Here is a 20140-nt window from a genome sequence, read left to right as displayed (position 1 = left end):
GAGACTTCGATATGGACGTTCGCCAATTTGCCTTCCTGGCCCGTCAGCCTTCGGCTGCCCTGAAAACCCGCGAGCACTTCTGGGGCATGCCCAAGCGCGGCCTGGCGTTCATCCTGGCCAACGCCATGTTCTGGCAACCGCTGTGGGCCCAGGCGGAAGGCATAGTGGTCAGCGCGCCGGGCACCAGCCTGGGGCAGGCGGGCAACGGCGTACCCATCGTCAATATCGCCACGCCCAATGGCAGTGGCCTGTCGCATAACCAGTTCCACGACTACAACGTCGGTCAGCAGGGCGTGATCCTCAACAACGCCACCGACCGCACGCAGAGCACTCAACTGGGCGGGATCATTGTCGGCAACCCGAACCTCAAGGGCGTCGCGGCGCAAACCATCCTCAACGAAGTCAACGGCGGCAGCCCCAGCCAACTGCGCGGCTACACCGAGGTGGCGGGGCAGTCGGCCCATGTGATCGTCGCCAACCCTTATGGCATCAGCTGCAACGGCTGCGGTTTCATCAACACCCCGAAAGCCACCCTGACCACCGGCAAGCCGGTGATCGAAAACGGCCAGCTCAGCCGTTATCAGGTCGATCAGGGGCAGGTGACCATCGAGGGCAGCCTGCTCAATGCCAACAACGTCGACCGCTTCGAGATCATCACCCGCAGCGCCAAGATCAATGCCGAGATCCAGGCGAAAAACCTGACGATCGTCACCGGCCGCAACGATGTCGACGCCCGCACCCTGAACGCCACCGCCCGCGCCGACGACGGCAGCGCCAAGCCGGAACTGGCCATCGACTCTTCGGCCCTGGGCGGCATGTACGCCGGGGCGATCAAGTTGGTGGGGACCGAAGCCGGGGTCGGGGTAAAACTCGACGGCAAGCTGATCGCCAGTGGCGGCGATATCCAGCTCGATGCCAACGGCCAGCTGCGCATGGCCGAGACTTCGGCCTCCGCGGGGGCGGTCAAGGTCAAGGCGGCCAGTCTCGATGCCCAAGGTCCGGTGCATGCCGGCAGCACCCTCGATGTGCAAACCCAAGGCGACCTGAACAACCGACAAAACCTGACCGCGCGCGACAGCATCAGCCTGAGCGCCGGCGGCCGCCTGACCAACAGCGGCATCATCGAAGCCGGGGTCAATACCGACAACAGCCGCAATGCCAGCGGCGATGTCAGCCTGAGCGCGCAGGCCCTCGACAACGGCGGCAAGAGCGTGATTGCCAGCCGTAATCTGAGGGTCACCACCGTGCAGACCCTGAACAACCAAGGCGGGACCTTGAGTGCGGGGCAGAGCGCTAACGTCACCATTGCGACCCTGGATAACCAGAACAAGGGCCGGGTGCTGAGCAGCGGCAGCCTGAGTCTGAATGCCAACCAGTTGCTCAATAGCCAGGGCGGGCTGGTGAGCAGCAATGGTGAACTGGTCGCCAACCTGGCTGCGCTGGGTAACGGTGGCGCTGAGATTTCCAGCCTCGCCGGGGTGACCTTGAATCTTGCCTCCCTGGATAACGTCGCCGGCCTGATAGCGGCCGGTAGCGCTCTGAGTATCAATGCCAGCGGTGTCGTCAACAATCAGGGCGGTACCCTGAGCGCGAAACAGAACGCGGACATTCGTGCGGGCACCCTGGATAACCAGAACAAGGGCCGGGTGCTGAGCAGCGCTAGCCTGAATCTGAATGCCAACCAGTTGCTCAATGGCCAGGGTGGGCTGGTGAACAGCAAGGGTGAGCTGGTCGCCAACCTGGCTGCGCTGGGTAACGGTGGCGCTGAGCTTTCCAGCCTCGCCGGGGTGACCTTGAATGTTGCCTCCCTGGATAACGTGGCCGGTCTGATAGCGGCCGGTAGCGCTCTGAATATCAATGCCAGTGGTGCCTTCAATAACCAGGGCGGTCGCTTGAGTGCTCAACATGACCTGCAGCTGGTCGCTGCTTCCCTGAACAACAGCCAACAAGGCTCGATCATCAGTCAGGGCGCCTTGGGGCTGACGACGCAGGGGGCACTGGACAATCATCAGGCCGGCAAGATCCAGAGTGCCGGCAGTGCGCTGATCAACAGCGGCAGCCTGGATAACCATCAAGGGGGCGTGCTGGGCAGCAGCAACGCTCTGAGCCTGACCAGCGGCCAAGTGAATAACAGCGAAGGTGGGCACATCACCAGTGCCATGGCCCTCTCTGCCAGTGTCAGCGGTCTGGACCAGCACGATCAGGGCCTGTTGAGCGGTGCCGCGGGGCTGACCCTGGACCTGAACAACGGCGTGCTCAATAACCAGAACGCGGTGATCAATACACCGGGCGTGTTGCTGCTCAAGAACCTGAATGCAGTGGCCAACCAGAGCGGTGAAATCTCCAGCCATCAAGGTTTTACCTTGCAGGCCAGCAGCCTGGACAATACGGCTGGCAAGGTCCTCAGCGAGCAAGCCCTGACCCTGCGTATCGCCCGGGCCCTGGACAATACCGGGGCGCTGATTTCCGCCTCTGCCATCGACCTGAAGGCCGACAGCCTGAACAACCGGCAAGGCAAGATAAACGCTGGAGCAGGGCTGAACCTGCTGCTGGCCGGCAGCCTGAACAATCAGGGCGGCAAGCTGGGCGCTCGTGACATCAGCCTTCAAGTGGCGGACCTGGACAACCGCCAGGGGCAAGTGATCGGCGATGGGAACCTGACGCTGAACAGTCAGGGCGCGATCAACAATGCCACCGGCTCTATGACTTCCGGCCAGTTGCTGAACGTGCAAGGCGCGAGCCTCGACAACACCCAGGGCACGCTGCTGAGCAGCGCGGGCCTGACGGCGAAGATTGCCGGGCAGTTGCTGAACCAGGCCGGTCTGTTGTCAGCGAACGCTTTGCTGACCCTCGACAGCGCCAGTCTCGACAACCAGCTCAAAGGGCGGATCCTCAGCAAGGCCGGCGCCAACCTGAATACGGTTGGCGTCCTGGATAACCGCGGCGGCAGTGTCAGCGCCGGCGGCGTTCTGACGCTCAATGCCAACAAGGTGGATAACCGTGAGGGTGGTTCGCTGAATGCTGCCCAGGGGGTGGACCTGGGGATCGACAACCTCGACAACCAGGGTGGCAACGTCTCCAGCCAGGGCTACTTGAAGCTGACGGGGACGACGCTGAATAACAGCCATGACGGCAAACTGCTCGCCAATGACGACATCGATCTGACCCTCGTCCAACTCGACAATCAACTCAACGGCCAGTTGTCCGGGCAGGCGGGTGTACAGGTCAAGGCTGCGCAGCTGAACAACGGCCAGGGTGGCAATCTCTACGCCAAAGGCAAGCTGGACCTTGAGCTGAGCGGGCAGTTGCTCAACTCCCGAGGCACGCTCAAGGGCGATGGCGCCATTCTGCTCAAGGCCGGCAGCCTGAACAACGACGCTGGCCAGCTCTCCAGCGTCAAGGGCTTGCAGCTCACCAGCCTGGGCACCCTGAGCAACCTGGGTGGCAGCCTGACCAGCGGCGACACCCTGGACCTGGTCAGCGGCCAACTGAACAACGGCGCTGCAGGCAGTATCTCCAGTGCCAAGGCCCTGACGGCAAGCGTCAGCGGCCTTGATCAACAAGGCGGAAAACTGTTTAGCAGCGCCGCGCTGAGTCTCGATCTGAATAACGGTGAGCTCAATAACCAGGACGGTCTGATCAATGCCCCTGGCCTGTTACTGCTGAAAAATCTCAAGGGTGTCAGCAACCAGGACGGTGAGATTTCCAGTGACCAGGGCTTCACGCTGGCCGCGCAAGCCCTCGACAACACCGATGGCACGATTGGCAGTGAGCAGGCGCTGGTCTTGCGTGTCGAGCGCACCCTGAACAACCTCAGGGGGCTGGTGTCGGCCAATGGGCTGGAGGTGCATGCCGCCAGCATCGACAACACCGAAGGCACTATGGGTAGCGATTCGGGCCTGAGCCTGACCGTCGAGGAGGCGCTTACCAACCTCAACGGCACCTTGTCCAGCGCCGGTCTGTCGAGCCTTAAAGCGGCCAGTCTGAACAACACCCAAGGCCAGCTGACCGGGGATCTCGGGCTGAGCATCGATCTGAGCGGGGCACTGAATAACCAGGGCGGGATGCTCGGTTCCGGCAAGGCACTGACTCTGAATGCCGGCAGTCTCGACAACCGCGCCGAGGGCGTGTTGCTGGCGGTCGATGGCTCCCTGACAGGCACGGTCGTTGGCGCTTTCGATAACCGTGAGCTGGGAAAACTCAGAGCCGCCGGTGGCATCGAGTTGACTGCCGGTAGCCTGGATAACCGTGGCGGCAGCCTGTCTGGCAAGGATCGGCTGACCCTGCGCAGCGACCTGGCGGATAACCGGGGAGGGCTGATCCGGGCCGACAAGGACTTGAAGTTGCTGGTCGGGCAGTTGGATAACCGCGATAAGGGCGTGGTGAGCGGCAAGGCTGCCATTGACTACCAAGGCTCGCGGCTGGACAACAGTGGTGGCCTGCTCAGTGCGGTCGGCCCGGTGACGCTCAAGGCCGAGGAAGTCACCAACAGCAAAGGTCGGATTGCCAGTCAGGTCGACCTGACCGCTACTGTCGATACCCTGAACCAGCAGGGTGGTGCGCTGGTAGCCCAAGGCAGTCTGTCGCTGACGGGCAAGGCCCTCGACAACCGTAACGGCGGCCTGGTGGGCAGCACCAACGCACTGACCCTGAATGTCGATCAGGTCGACAACCGCGCCGGGGAAATCTCCAGTACCGAAAACAGCCTGAGTTACACCGGTCAGCACCTGGACAACAGCGATGGCGGCAAGCTGCTGTCCGCAACCGACCTGCAGCTGACGGTGGCGCAGTTGATCAACCAGAGCAAAGGCCGACTGTTCGCCAAGGGCAGCGCAGGCCTGACGGGTACCCGGTTCGACAACAGCAGCGGTAGTTTTTCCGGCCTCAAGGGGCTGGACATTCGTCTCGATGGGGCTCTGCTCAATAACGCCGGGTTGCTCAGCAGCGAAGCGGGATTGACCCTCAATGTCGCCACTCTGGATAACACTAAAGGCAAGCTCGGCAGCGCCGGCGCCTTGTCGGTCACCAGCCTGGGTGCGTTGCTCAACCAGGGCGGCTCGGTCCTCGCCGACCAGGGGCTGACCCTGGCCAGTTCCAGTCTCGATAACAGTCAGAGCGGTGTGATCAACGGCAAGGGCGCGACCCATGTCACCACCGGCATCCTGGACAACAGCCAGGGTGGCCACCTCACCAGCGACGATACGCTGGACCTCAGTGCAACCCAGGTCGACAACGGCGCCAGCGGCCGCATTGCCAGTGAAAAGACCCTGACGGCCAAGGTCACCGGCCTGGATCAACAAGGAGGCGAATTCTTCAGCAAAACCCAACTGAACCTGGACCTGAACAACGGCCGGCTCGACAACCGCAAGGGTCTGATCAATGGTCCGGTGCTGGTGCTCAGCAACCTCAAGGACGTCGCCAACCAGAACGGCGAAATCTCCAGCGCCCAGGCCTTCACGCTCGCCGCGCAAAGCCTCGACAACAGCGCTGGCAAACTGCTGAGCAAGCAGGGCCTGACCTTGCGTATCGCTCAGGCCTTGAACAACCAGAACGGGTCGATTTCCGCAACGTCCCTCAACAGCCGAAGCGCCAGCCTGGACAACAGCCATGGCCTGATCAGCAGCCGTGGCGAGGTCGACCTGGGCGTGACTCAAACCTTCACCAATCAGAGTGGCACCCTGGTCGGCGACGGGGCAGTGCTGCTGGCCGCCAACAGCCTCGACAACCGCGACGGCTCGGTCGCCGGCAAGGCCGACGTTACGGCCACCATCACCAGCCTCGACAACCAGAACGGGCAATTCATCGCCAGCGGCGCCCTGGGCCTGACCGGCAGCGTGCTCGACAACCGCCAGAGTGGCCTGGTCGGCGCTACAAAAGCGCTGAAACTCGAGGTGGGCAGTATCGACAACCGGGGTGGCGAGCTCTCCAGCAGCGCCGACATTGGCCTGACCGGCAAGCGCCTGGACAACAGTGACAGTGGCCAGATCATTGCGGCCATGGGCTTGACCATGACCCTGGATCAGGTGCTCAACCGCAATCAGGGCCTGATCAATGGCAAGAGCGGTCTGACCCTGGATGGCCAGACCCTGGACAACACGGCGGGTCAATTGCGCAGTGGGCAGGATGTGCGCTTGGGCCTGGGCGGCGACCTGACCAACAATCAGGGATTGATCAGCAGCGAAGGCAAGCTCGACGTCACCAGCGCCAACCTGAGCAACACCGCTGGCAGCCTGTCGAGTGCCGGTGCGTTGAAGGTCAAGGCCAGCGCAGCGCTAGGCAACCAGGGTGGGCAACTGGTCAGTGACAGTAGCATCGAGCTGAGCAGCGCCAGTCTCGACAACCGTCAACAAGGCGTGATCAGCAGCAAAGGCTCGATGGGGGTGACCACCGGTGCTTTTGACAACAGCCAGAACGGTCGCCTGAACAGTGGCGACAGCCTGACTCTGGCGGCCGCCCAGGTCACCAACCGCAACGGTGGCGTCATCGGTAGCAGCAAGGCACTGACAGCCAACGTCACCGGCCTCGACCAGATGGGCGGCAAGCTCTTCAGCAACACGGGCCTCACGCTGGACCTGAACCAAGGTCAGTTGAACAACCAGACGGGCCTGATCAATGCCCCGTCGCTGGTGCTGCGTAACCTCAAGGGCATTGACAACCAGGGTGGCGAAATTTCCAGTGCCCAGGCTTTCAGCCTCACCGCTGACAGCCTCGACAACAGCAACGGCAAACTCCTCAGCAACCAGGCCCTGACCCTGCGAGTCAATCAAGCCCTGACCAACCTCAAGGGCCAGATCGCCGCGGCAGCCCTCGATGTAGGGGCCGACAGCCTGGACAACGCTGAGGGGGCGATTAACAGTCGTAGCGATCTGAAGCTGACTGTCGCGGGGCTGTTGAGCAACCAGAATAAAGGCCTGATCAACGCGACACAGAACCTGACGCTTGGCAGTGCTGACCTGAACAACCAGGGCGGTACCCTGCTTGGTGGCAGTGCCGTGACCCTGAATGCGATGGCGCTGAACAACAGCGCCAACGGCCTGATCAACAGCCAGGGCGGTCTGGCCCTGACCGCCAGCAGCCTGAACTCCAGCAACGGCGGTGAGGTTTCGGCCAAAGGCGATATCACGCTGAACCTGGGGGCGCTGACCCAGAACGGCGGGCGCTTGCTGGGCGACAGCGGCGTGCGTCTCGACCTGGCCAACACTGACCTCGACAATCGCAATGGCCTGCTGATCGCCAAAGGTCCGCTGACCATCAATCGCCTGCGGGACCTGAACAATCAGAACGGAGAGATTTCCAGCAGCCTGAGCACCAATCTTATTGGTCGTGTGCTGAACAATAACGGCGGCAAGCTGATCAGCAACAACCAACTGGGGCTGACCGGCGAGACCTTGCTCAACCAGGGTGGCCTGATCTCTGGCTGGCAGGGCCTGACAGTGACTGGGGGCAGCCTCGACAACCGCAACAACGGCACGCTGTCCAGCCGCAGTGGCGACCTGAATGCAAACATCAGCGGTGCATTGCTCAACAGCAGCGGCGGCGCGCTGGTCAGCCAGAAGGCGCTGAACGTCAATGCCGCCAGCCTGGATAACAGTGCCGGTATTCTGTCCAGCGGCGCCGGTCAGCAACTGACCGTTGGCGGCCTGCTGAACAATACCCAGGGTGGATCGATCGACAGCGGCGCTGCCCTGACGATGCAAGCCATGACCTTGAACAACGCCGGGACGATCAGCGCACAACAGGCCCTGGGTTTTACCGGCACGACCCTGGATAACACCGGCGGCAGCCTGGTCAGCAACGGCGCAGTGAACCTCGACCTGCTCGGCAGCCTGAGTAACACCAACGGCAAGCTCGCCAGTGGCGGACCGCTGGTGATCAGCCGTAGCAGCCAGATCAACAACCAGGGTGGCCAACTGGTCAGCCAGGGGCTGATGAGCGTGCTCGCTGGCGGCCTCGACAACCGCAATCGCGGCACTGTCGCGGCCAACGGCAATCTGCTCGCCAAGGTATCGGGCGCCGTGCAAAACAATGGCGACGGCCTGATATACAGCCAGAACGGTACCTTGGAACTGAGCGCTGCGAGCCTGGGCAATGCCAAGGGTACCCTGCAAAGCCAGGGCGCGATGGACCTGGCCGTGACGGGGGATATCGACAACCAGAGCGGTCGGCTCCTGGCCCAGAATGGTGACCTCAAGGTCAGCGCCACCAACCTCGATAACCGCGGCGGCACCCTCGCCAGCCTCAAGGGCGCGCTGGAAGCCCGTATTGTCGGCGTGTTGAAAAACGGTTATGACCTGAACAACAACCGCCAGGGCGGCATCGCTCAGGCCCAGCGCCTGAACCTCAGCGTATTGGGCGGTATCGATAACTACGGCGGACGTATTTCCGCCCAGAACGGCGATGCACTGATCACCACCGGCAACTTCGACAACCGTAACGGCGGCCTGTATGCCAAAGGGCTGGTCAAAGTCAGCGGCAATAACTTCGACAACAGCGGTGACAACGACGGCCAGATCGCCGGTAACCGGATCGACCTCAGCCTCAATGGTCACTTGAACAACCGTATGGGCATCATCGAGAGCGACAGCACCCTCAGCGTGCGTGCCGCCAGTCTCGATAACCAGACCGGCCAGCTTCGGGCCCTGGGCGCCGGTGGCAAGACCGACTTCCAGATCGGCGGCTTGTTCGACAACCGCAACGGCAAACTGGAAAGCGCCAACAGTGACCTGACCCTGAATGCCGCGGGCTTCCAGAACCAGGGCGGCAGCTTGTTGCATGTGGGCAACGGCACCTTCGATATCTCCACGGCCAACGTCACCAATGCCGGCGGCAGCCTCGTCACCCGTGGCGGGCTGACCCTCGCGGCTGATAGCTGGACCAACAGCAGCGTGATCCAGGCCGGGCGCCTGACCGTCAACGTCAACAACCTGATCCAGACCGGCAGCGGGCAATTGCTGGCCACCACCAGCCTGGTGGGCAACGGCGGTAACTGGACCAACGATGGCCTGATTGCCAGCGACGGCACGGCCAGCCTGACGCTGGGCGGCAGTTATAGCGGCAGTGGGCGCTACAGCAGCCTGGGCAGTCTCGGGTTGACGGCTGCTTCGATGAGCCTGGGCAGTGCGGGTAGCGTGGCCGGCGGTGGGAACTCGACGATCAGGATCGGCGGGCCGCTGAGCAACGCCGGGCGGCTGACGTCCAATGCCGGCCTGACCGTCGAGGCCGGCAGCCTTGTCAATTCCGGGACCCTGGGGGCTGCGCAGAACCTCGAGCTGAGAACCCCATCGTTGCTCAACGATCGCGGCCTGATTTTCAGCGGCGCGGATATGACGTTGGGGGTTGGCAATTTCACCAACCAGAACGGCGACCTGTACGGGCTCGGTAACGTATCTATCGGTGGTTACGGCGGCGCCGCTCGGGCCGCGGGGATCTACAACGTCTCCGGTTCCATGGAAAGCGGTGGGGCCTTCGCGCTCAACGCCGATGTGTTCCAGAACCGTACCGATGGCGCGGTGGCGTCGGGCAGTCGCAAGCTGGTATCGGGGTTTATCGCCAATATCTGTAATGACTGCAAAGGGAAGGTTTACACCTTCACGCTGGCGGCCCGTGAGGTCTACGAAAGTGTCGACAACGACACCAGCGCCTCGGCGCTACTGACAGCGGGCAAGGATCTCGTTTTCCAGGGCGGCACTTTTCTCAATAGCAAAAGTACTGTAAGCGCCGGCGGCAATATCAATATCACGGCCGACAGCCTGCAGAACATCGGCGCGCAGAACGGGACCATCGAGCGCACGCGCCTGTACAAGGTCTACGATATGGGCGCGGGTGCTACCGGGCGGCTTTTCTCCGATGTCCTGACGCCTTACAACCAGCGCAACAACCCTGATTTCCCTTATGTGTATTACCTTGATCTGGACGACAACATCCACAAGGCCATAGCTAAATCGGAGGATTACAGTGGGGGAGACGGTGAAAGCTATTCAGTGGTGTCTCTCAACAACGTCGCTACGGGGGCAGGCGTCGATACAAGCAGCGTCTATAACCGCGTATTTCCCGGCCTGGAGTACGGCTTCGAAAAGACGACGTTTTCCCAGTACGACCCGAACAACCTGCTTGAACTGCCGAGCCAGTTCTCTCAGTTCACAAAGCTCAAGGATGTGGAGATCGCCAAAGACAGTAGCGGCGCTGTCAGTACCATCGGTAGCCGCAATGCGGTGATCCAGGCCGGTGGCAATGTTTCGATCACCGCCACCCAGGATCTGCAGAACAGTGTCATCCACCAGGACTACAGCGCCAGCGGTGGCACCAACAAGGTCGCGGATACCCGGGTAAACGGCACCGGCACCACTGTTGTCAGGCTCAACAGCCAGCTACCTCCCGATCTGGCCCAGCAACAAGTCAACCCGCTGAGCCTGCCCGGCTTCACATTGCCGACAGGGCAAAACGGCCTATTCCGCTTGAGTGGGCAGGGTGGATCGGCTCAACAGGCGACCCAGGCCAATATCGGGCCGCAAAACTGGACCATGGGCAGCGCCTCGGTCAGCAGTGCTCAGCGTCAACAGAACCTGCCGGATATCCAGGCGCGCAGTTTCCAGATCGATGATGTTGCCCAGGTGGCTTCCAGCGATCGGCAACTGACCCGGGTCACCCGTCAGGCCACCGACAGCAACCTGAGCGCCAGCGCGATCGACGTCAGCGCCCCTGTCGACAATGGCGGCACCCTGGCGTTGTCAGGTCATGAAGGCAATGCTGGCGCGATCACCCAGGTGGGAGCCGTGCATGTCGAGGAGGCCAGCCATAGCGCGGTCGCCACAGGGCCTGACCTGAGCGTGCCAGCGCTGCCGCTCAACCAGCGTGATCCGTTGGCCAGCGTGACCTCGCCTGTTGTTGGGAGCGTACCGACCGGCGCTGTCCCCGCAGTGGCCAATCCAGTAGTCGCCACTCCAGTGGCCAGCCAGGCCGTGGCCCGCGTTCAAGGTCTGCCGGATACCTCGTTCAAGCCGAACCCGCAGAAGTACCTGATCGAAACCAACCCGGTACTCACCGATCTCAAGCAGTTCATGAGTTCGGATTACCTGCTGGCAGGCCTCGGTTACGACCCGGACATCAGCGCCAAGCGCCTGGGTGATGGCTTTTACGAGCAACGCCTCGTGCAGCAAGCCATCACCGCGCGTACCGGCCAGGCATTTCTCGCTGGGCAGAACTCCAACGAGGCTCAGTTCAAGTACCTGATGAACAATGCCATCGCCAGCAAGGATCAACTCAACCTGTCGGTCGGCGTGACCCTCACGTCGCAACAGGTTGCGGCGCTGACCCACGATATCGTCTGGCTCGAAGAGCATGAAGTGAACGGCGAGAAGGTGCTGGTGCCAGTGCTGTACATGGCCCAGGCCAACGATCGTCTCGGCCCTACCGGTGCATTGATTGCCGGTAACGACGTGAGCCTGATCACCGGCCAGAACCTCGACAACGTCGGTACCTTGCGCGCCACCAACAACTTGTCTGCCACGGCGGGCAAGAACCTGGTCAACAGCGGGCTGATCCAGGCCGGCAATCGCCTGGACCTGCTGGCGGCCAACGACATCACCAACAAGGCGGGCGGCATCATCGCCGGTCGTGACGTGACGATGAACGCGATCAGCGGTGATGTGCTCAACGAGCGCAGTGTCACCTCGGTGGACAGCGTGGTACGGGGCTATTCGCACAAGGACTATGCAAACAGCGCCGCGCGTATCGAAGCCGCCAACGACATGGTCATTTCCGCCGGTCGTGACATCACCAATCCCGGCAGCGTTCTGCAAAGCGGCCGGGACATGAGCCTGAGCGCGGGGCGCGACGCCAATCTGGTGTCCACCCAGCTCAGCAACAGCCTGGCGCTGGGCAAAAACCACTACAGCAGCGATATCACCCAGATCGGCTCCGAGGTCAGCGCCGGCCGCGACCTGACAGTGAAGGCCGGTCGCGATATCAACGCCATCGCCAGCGAGATCGAAGCCAAACGCAATATCGCCATGGCGGCCACCGAGAACCTGACGCTGTCCTCGGCGGCTGACGAGCGGCACTCCTACGAAAAAACCAAGAAAGTCACCCGCCAGGAAGACCATGTCAGCCAGATCGCCACGACCCTCAGCGCCGGTGGCGATGTGGACCTCAGTGCGGGCAAGGACATGGCGCTGATCTCCAGCCGTATCACCGCCGGCGATGAAGCCTACCTGGTGGCCGGCGACAACCTCGAACTGCTGGCGGCGCAAGACAGCGACTACTCGCTGTACGACAAGAAGAAAAAAGGCAGTTGGGGCAGCAAGCAAACCAAACGTGACGAGCTCACCAAGATCACCCATGTCGGCAGTGAGATCTCGACTGGAGGCGATCTGACGCTGGTCAGCGGCGGAGACCAGAAGTACCAGGCGGCGAAGCTGGAGAGTGACCAGGACATCACTCTGCAAAGCGGTGGGGAGATCACCTTTGAAGGGGTGAAGGACCTGCATCAGGAGAGTCACGAGAAGAGCAGCAACAGCCTGTCGTGGACCAGTGCCAAGGGTAAAGGCAACACCGATGAAACCCTGCGACAGAGCGAGCTAGTGGCCCAGGGACAATTGGCGATCAAGGCGGTCGATGGCCTCAAGATCGACATCAAGCAGATCGACCAGAAGTCGGTGAGCCAGACCATCGATGCCATGGTGCAGGCAGACCCTCAACTGGCGTGGCTCAAGGACGCCGAAAAACGCGGTGATGTGGACTGGCGCAAGGTGCAAGAGGTTCACGAAAGCTTCAAGTACAGCCACTCCGGTCTCGGCCAGGGGGCGATGTTGGCAGTCATCATCATTGTGACAGCGTTGACAGCCGGTGCTGCAAGCGCCGCATTGGGCACTGCTGCCGGGGCTACTGCAGGCTCCGGGTCGGCCATGGCGGCTGCCGGTACTTCGCTTGCCGGAACGGCGACTGCAGCCGGTTGGGCCAACGTTGCGGCCACAGCAGTGGTGACATCTGCCGCCAGCGGTGCGGCGATCAGTACGATCAATAACAAAGGCAACCTAGGTGCAGTTGTTAAGGACGTCACGTCCAGCGACAGTCTGAAAAATTACGCGGTTGCCGGTGTGAGTGGTGGTCTTGCCGGGGCAAATGTCGGTGTCCGTCTGGCAGTCAATTCAGCCCTGAAAACAGTTGTAAATGGAGGGAAGTTCAAGGACAACCTAGGCCAGGCTGCAGTGGGATTGGCGGCGGATATGCTGACTGGAGCGATCTACGAGAAAGTTGGCGACAGTCTGGTAGGAAGCGGTTTACCAACGAAGGTAGCGGTCCATGCCATTGTCGGTGGTCTGATTGGTGAGGCCGCAGGGGGGGATTTTGCTACCTCTGCGTTGGCGGCTGGTGCCAACAAGGCCCTGATCCAGATGGTAGGGGACAAGATTTTCCCTGGCGTCGCTCATGAGCAAGTGCTGGCAATGACTTCTCAGTTGCTCGGCATGACGGTTGCGGCTGCAGCCGGAGGGAGTGAGAAGGATCAGCAGGTTGCAGGTTGGGTGGCGCAGCAGGGGACGGTTTACAACGAACTGAAGCATAAGGAGGTGGAAAACCTCATTGAAGAGGGTAAGGCCTGCCTGGCCACTAATACCTGCGACAAAGTCAGAGATAAATATGCAGATCTGAACGACGCTAACGCAAAGCGTTTGGAGGCGATCTGCGGAACGGACCCTACTGCATGTAAAACCGAATATAGCGATTGGGTTGCGAACTATCAGAAAACCAACGAGCTGATCTCACAAGCACGAACCTCTAATGACGTACCTGAGGAGGTGAAGCGTATGCTTGGGGCGGTTCAGTTGATGAATACAAACACCCAAATTCGTCTTGCAGGGGCAGGGATAGTCCAGGGAGCTCTGCAGTCAGTCAGTGATGCTGCTGGCCAAATAGGTGTTGAGGTTAAGCCTGATACGCTAGGGACTATTGCCAAATGGACGGCTATACTTTTTGGGGTTAAAAATGCAGCAGGTGAAAAAGGGGGCGCTCTCGTAACTAAAGGAAGCGAGGTCACTCCAGAAATTATCCAGAAAGCATTAAAAGGCGATAAAACTATCAGTGCGCAAGAAGGTGTTTCCCTACCGGCTATTCAGCGATACGTTGACAGGCTCCTTAAAGGAGATATTGCTCCACCAATTAAGATGGATGGTGATGTAATTGTTGACGGTAATCATCGATACATTGCGGCTAAGATACTCGGTAGAGAGCTTGAAGTGAATCCTGGCGTATTGACTGACTACAAGGCGAGTAAGAAAAGACCAACCGTTAATCTTGAGATTTCACCTTTGGATTGGGGCAATAAATGATTACTGTAAGATTTGAGACAGGTGATTGTCTGGAGCTTTCTATTGAAAGCTTTGTTGGTGCGGATCTTAAAGGTATTAATTTTCATCGCGCCATATTTGAGTATTTAGATTTCAGTGGTGCTGATTTTACAGGTGATGATTTAAGGAATTCTGTTTTTTATTTTTCTGTATTGAATAATGCGAAGATGAAAAATGCTTCATTGGTTAATGCGATATTGACGGGGTCTAAAATGAGAGGGGTCGATCTTTCTGAGTCGTTACTTATGTATTCTGATTTCTCTAAGGTGGACTTAAGCTTAGCGAATCTAAAAAATTCGAATGTAGAGGGGGGGGACTTTCGAGGCGCTGATTTGTCCGGGGCGGACGTCAGTGTTCTAGGGTTAGATAGGTGTAAGCTTCAAGGGGCCTTATATAATGGTGCGACGATCTGGCCGGAAAATTTCAATCCCAATAATCATGGTCTGTTAAAGCGGGAAAGTGGCACTGGTCCCCTATTGTAATTCTCCTAAATGTAAATGGAGGCTAGGCAAGGCGAAGGCAAAAAAGGCCGAAAAGTGTAAGGATTTTTACTGTTCTAGACAGAAGTTGGGGCAGGCCGTAGTTCTATTGTTTAGAGGCTTGGTACTTTTGATTTTGGTCTTGCTCCTATTTGTGTGATGATGTTTCAAAGATGTGGATGAGAGATTGAGGCTACTATGCGCACAGCTTGCTAAGATGGATTCTGCTCAGGCTGTCGACTGGTTGATTGATAAGTATCCTATGGACGCTATTGATTACGGGGAGGCGATTTTGTTAATTCCTCACCGTACTTGGAAACGATCTGATCAAAGGCGGTTAGCGCAATATTATTTTGAAAAGTTACCTTTTTCTGGGTCGAGAGGGTATGAGTCCTTTGCATCAATTATGTCTACAAAGTTGATTATTGATTGTGTTAGAGGTTTTCTTCCAATGGAAGAGTCGAGGGTTGAGTTATTACTTTATTATTTGGTTCCGGCTTTAGAGCGGGCAGCAAAAAATGATGCGGATAGAAAAATAATTAGAGAGTTTGTTTCGGATGTTCAGTGAAAGTGTAAGGGGTTAGGTTTGATCTGATGAGCGCTGAGGATGTCAATGCCACGTGTGGAAAGGATGGCCGTCCTGAACCATTTGCCGCCTTTAATAAGAAGCATTACTATTCACGCCTCCCCACCCCTCAGCACAGCGCAATGACCCCCAAGCCGCCTCGCCGCCCAGGCTTTTTCGAGCACTACGAAGAGTTGATCGGTACCTGGACGCGTCGGCTGAAGAACCGTTCGCAGGCGGAGGACCTGGCCCATGACACCTTTGTTCGGGTGCTGGAGTCGGATGCGGCGGCGGTGCAGCAGCCGCGGGCGTATCTGCATCAGACGGCGCGCAATATTGCGGTGGATGCCTATCGCCGTGAGGATCGGCGCGGTGCCATGGAACTGGAGGCGGTGTATCAAGGCGCGTCGCCCAGCGGCGACCCGGAGCATTTCATGCATGCGATCCAGCTGGCTGACTCCATCGAACGGGCCCTTGGCGAGTTGCCGTTGAACTGCCGCAAGGTGTTCGTCTGGCAGAAGATCGAAGGGCTGACCCAGGCCGAGATTGCCCAGCGCCTGGGGCTGTCAAAAAACATGGTGGAAAAGTATATGATCCGCACCCTGCGGCATCTGCGCGAGCGCGTGGACGGGCCGCAGTGATGAATGCCATGACTTTCTCCCCCCAGCCCAACAGGATGTTCCATGACGCAGACTCGTGAGTGCGCGTGCGGGCAGGCGACGGTTCGCGATGAGGCGGCGCTGTGGTTTGTGCGCCTGCAAGAACCGGCGATCGATGCCGAGGAGCGGCAGCGTTTCGACGCCTGGCTGGCGGAACACGACGCGCACCAGGATGAATACCAACTGCTGCAAAGCCTATGGGCGGCCACCGACCTGGTGCCCAAGGCGCGTTTGCAGGCGCTGTGTGATGCCCCGAACCCGACCATCAAGCGGCGGCCGCTGCTGCGATATGCCGTGGCGGCCAGTGTGCTGGCGGTGGCTGTAGGCCTGGGGCTGTTCAGCGGCATGAACCAGTCCGCGCTGTACAACGCCGAGTTCGTCACGGCCCTGGGCGAGCGCCGCCATGTGGCCTTGCCCGACGGTTCCCAGGTGGACCTGAACAGCCGCAGCCGCTTGCTGGTGCGTTATGAGCAAGGCCAGCGCAGCGTCGAGCTGAGCGAAGGCGAGGCGATGTTCAGTGTCGAGCACGACAGCAGCCGGCCTTTTGTGGTGGCGGCGGGGGCCGGCAAGGTCAGGGTCACCGGCACCCGTTTCGATGTGCGCCGCGACGCCAGCCAGACCCGGGTCGCGGTGGAGCAGGGCAGGGTGAAAGTGCAGGGGCGGGACGCCGCGGACAGCGACTTCGTCAACCTGACTGCCGGCCTGGGCACTGCGGTCGATGCCCAGGGTAAAGTGGCTGCGGCCTATGCGGTCGATCCCCAGGTGCTGACCGCCTGGCGCAGTGGCAAGCTGGTGTTCAACAACGCCAGCCTCAGCGAAGTGGCCGCCGAGGTGTCGCGTTATCGCGAGCAGCCGCTGCGGGTTGGCAGTGAGGCGGTGGGCAGGCTGCGCCTGACCAGCGTGTTCAAGTCCGACGACACCGATGCGCTGCTCAAGGCCTTGCCGAGCATCCTGCCGGTGGCGGTGAAGACCCATGCCGACGGTAGCCAGGAAATAATTGCGCGATAGATTCAGGTTTTTTTCGAGTTCTTCGTCTTCTTGTCCAACTGCAACTGGTTTGCATTAACAGACGCATCTACTTGCGATCAACAGGACTGCTCGAACTTGAAACGCCTCGACCTGAATAACAACAATCCTTGCTCGCCCTCCACCCGCTGGCTGCCGCTGGCCCTGGCCCTGGCGGTCAGTGCCGCGCTGCCCCAGGCCCATGCCGAGCAGGCGCCGAGCGCCATCCATATCCAGGCCCAGCCGTTGGGCCAGGCCCTGAGCCAGCTGGGGCTGCAAACCTCGCTGCAGGTGTTTTTCAGCCCTGAGCTGGTGGCCGGCAAGCAGGCTCCGGCGGTGGACGGCAACCTGTCGCCGGAGCAGGCGTTGCGCCAGTTGCTGCAAGGCAGTGGCCTGCAATACCAGATCGATGGCGGCTCGGTGACCCTGAGCCCGGCGCCGTCGGCGGCGGGTGACGGCCCTTTGGAACTGGGCGCCACCAGCATCAGCGTGGTGGGTGACTGGCTGGGCGACGCCAACGAAGCGGTGGTGCAGAACCACCCGGGTGCGCGCACGGTGATCCGTCGTGAAGCCATGCTCGAGCAGGGCGCGATGAACGTCGGCGACGTGCTGCGTCGGGTCCCGGGCGTGCAGGTGCAGGACGCCAACGGCACCGGCGGCAGCGATATTTCCCTCAACGTCGGCGTGCGCGGCCTGACCTCGCGCCTGTCGCCACGCTCCACCGTGCTGATCGACGGCGTGCCGGCGGCCTTCGCCCCTTATGGCCAGCCGCAGTTGTCGATGGCGCCGATCTCCTCGGGCAACCTCGACAGCATCGACGTGGTGCGCGGCGCCGGTTCCGTGCGTTACGGACCGCAGAACGTCGGCGGGGTGATCAACTTCGTGACCCGGGCCATCCCGGAAAAAGCCACCGGGGAAATCGGCAGCACCCTGGAAACCTCCCAGCGCGGCGGCTGGAAGCATATCGACACGGCCTTCCTCGGCGGCACCGCGGACAACGGTATCGGCGCCGCGCTGCTGTACTCCGGGGTCAACGGCAACGGCTATCGCGGCAGCAACAACGGCAACGACATCGATGACGTGATCCTCAAGACCCATTGGGCGCCCACCGACCAGGACGATTTCAGCCTCAACTTCCACTACTACGACGCCAAGGCTGACATGCCCGGCGGCCTGACCCAGAAACAGTACGACGCCGACCCCTACCAGTCAGACCGCGACTGGGACAACTTCAGCGGTCGCCGGAAGGATGTGTCGTTCAAGTACCTGCGCCAGATCGACGATCGCACCCAGTTCGAAGTGCTGACCTACTACTCCGACAGCTTCCGCGGCAGCACCATCGCCGCCCGCGACCAGAAGACCCTGGTGTCCTATCCGCGCACCTACTACACCTTCGGCGTCGAGCCGCGGGTGTCCCATGTGTTCGACCTCGGCCCGACCACCCAGGAAGCCAGCGTCGGCATGCGCTACCTGAAAGAAGGCATGCACGAAGAGGCCAGCCGCCTGGCTTTGGTCAACAACCAGCCGGTGGTGCGTCCGGGCTCCGACGGCCATGTGTACCAGGACCGCACCGGCGGCACCGAGGCCACGGCCTTCTACATCGACGACAAGATCGACGTCGGCAACTGGACCATCACCCCGGGTATCCGCTTCGAGAACATCCGCACCGAATGGCACGACCGCCCGGTACTGGGTACCAATGGCGTGCGGGTCCAGGAGAAGCGCCGCGAGATCAACAGCAACGAGGCGCTGCCGGCGCTGAGTGTGATGTACCACATCTCCGATGCGTGGAAGCTGTTCGCCAACTACGAGACCTCGTTCGGCAGCCTGCAATACTTCCAGCTGGGCCAGGGCGGGGTGGGCGACCAGACCGCCAACGGCCTGAACCCGGAGAAGGCCAAGACCTACGAGATCGGTACGCGCTACAACGATGAGGTGTGGGGCGGTGAGTTGACGGCGTTTTACATCGACTTCTCGGACGAGCTGCAATACATCAGCAACGATGTCGGCTGGACCAACCTCGGCGCCACCAAGCACCAGGGGATCGAGGCTTCGGTGCACTACGACCTGGCCGCGCTGGACCCGCGCCTCGATGGCCTGACCGCCAATGCCGGTTTCACCTACACCCGTGCGACCTATGAAGAGGGCAGCTCGGCGTTCAAGGACCGTGACCTGCCGTTCTACTCGCGCCAGGTGGCGACGCTCGGCCTGCGTTACGACATCAACCGCTGGACCTACAACATCGATGCCTTCGCCCAGTCCAAGCAGCGCTCGCCGGGCAGCATGGTCAACGCCGACGGCAGCTTCAACGACAACTACATCACCGAAGGCAGCGCCGACGGCCAGTACGGCGATATGCCGGGCTACGTCACCTGGAACGTGCGTGGCGGTTATGACTTCGGTTCGCAGCTGTCGAACCTCAAGCTCGGCGCCGGGGTGAAGAACCTCTTCGACAAGCAGTACTTCACCCGCTCCAGCGACAACAACTCCGGCATCTACGTCGGCGCGCCACGGACCTTCTTCGTCCAGGCCAGCGTCGGGTTCTGATAGACCGCGTCGCGCCCATCGCGGGCAAGCCTCGCTCCTACANACAGAAGCGAGCTTGCCCGCGATTTTTTATGCCTGGCGCAAACCCTGTAGCCGCTGCCGCAGGCTGCGATAAGGCCCGCAGGGCCTTCTTGCGATCGTGAAAACACAGCAGGGTGCATGGGCGTGCAGCGTTGGCTGGGCGGGCTTATCGCGGGCAATCGAGCGTCGACCGGCCGCTCCTACAGGGGCATGGTTTGTACGCGATTTTTTATGCCCGGCGCAAAACCCTGTAGCCGCTGCCGCAGGCTGCGATAAGGCCCGCAGGGCCTTCTTGCGATCTTGAAAACACAGCAGGGTGCATGGGCCCGCGCGTTGGCCGGTCGGGCGTATCGCGGGCAAGCCTCGCTCCTACAGGGGCATGGTTTGCCCGCGATTTTTTATGCCTGGCGCAAAACCCTGTAGCCGCTGCCGCAGGCTGCGATAAGGCCCGCAGGGCCTTCCGGCGATCTTGAAAACACAGCAGGGTGCATGGGCCCGCGCGTTGGCTGGTCGGGCTTATCG

6 protein-coding genes are annotated in these 20140 nt (G+C 60.7%); all 6 read left to right on the top strand.

Features of this window, described 5'->3' with window-relative positions; translation table 11 throughout:
• Positions 1 to 11: 11 nt before the first annotated feature.
• The 6 genes from ACTJKT_RS09895 (at position 12) to ACTJKT_RS09870 (ending at position 19597) form a co-directional block, all read left to right on the top strand.
• Positions 12 to 14324 carry a two-partner secretion domain-containing protein gene (locus ACTJKT_RS09895; RefSeq protein ID WP_440786941.1) on the top strand — a complete coding sequence of 4771 codons (14313 nt, stop codon included), beginning with the start codon at positions 12 to 14 and terminating at the stop codon, positions 14322 to 14324.
• Positions 14321 to 14824 carry a pentapeptide repeat-containing protein gene (locus ACTJKT_RS09890; RefSeq protein WP_440786940.1) on the top strand — a complete coding sequence of 168 codons (504 nt, stop codon included), beginning with the start codon at positions 14321 to 14323 and terminating at the stop codon, positions 14822 to 14824. Before ACTJKT_RS09895 ends, ACTJKT_RS09890 begins: the two co-directional genes overlap by 4 nt.
• Positions 14825 to 15038: 214 nt before the next feature.
• Entirely contained in the window at positions 15039 to 15389 is a 351-nt protein-coding gene (locus tag ACTJKT_RS09885) for a hypothetical protein (protein WP_440786939.1), read from the top strand.
• A gap of 140 nt (positions 15390 to 15529) precedes the next feature.
• Positions 15530 to 16027, top strand: coding sequence for a sigma-70 family RNA polymerase sigma factor (locus ACTJKT_RS09880; RefSeq protein ID WP_025804837.1), 498 nt, complete (start codon positions 15530 to 15532; stop codon positions 16025 to 16027).
• A gap of 42 nt (positions 16028 to 16069) precedes the next feature.
• On the top strand, positions 16070 to 17053 hold the full coding sequence (locus ACTJKT_RS09875; RefSeq protein ID WP_440786938.1) for a FecR family protein: 984 nt from the start codon (positions 16070 to 16072) through the stop codon (positions 17051 to 17053).
• Between the two features lie 96 nt (positions 17054 to 17149).
• On the top strand, positions 17150 to 19597 hold the full coding sequence (locus tag ACTJKT_RS09870; RefSeq protein WP_440786937.1) for a TonB-dependent siderophore receptor: 2448 nt from the start codon (positions 17150 to 17152) through the stop codon (positions 19595 to 19597).
• Positions 19598 to 20140 lie beyond the last annotated feature (543 nt).

This window comes from Pseudomonas sp. 22526 (assembly GCF_052044735.1).
Lineage (GTDB): Bacteria > Pseudomonadota > Gammaproteobacteria > Pseudomonadales > Pseudomonadaceae > Aquipseudomonas > Aquipseudomonas piscium.
Note: the sequence above shows the minus strand (reverse complement) of the source record. Positions and strands in the feature narration are given on the sequence as shown.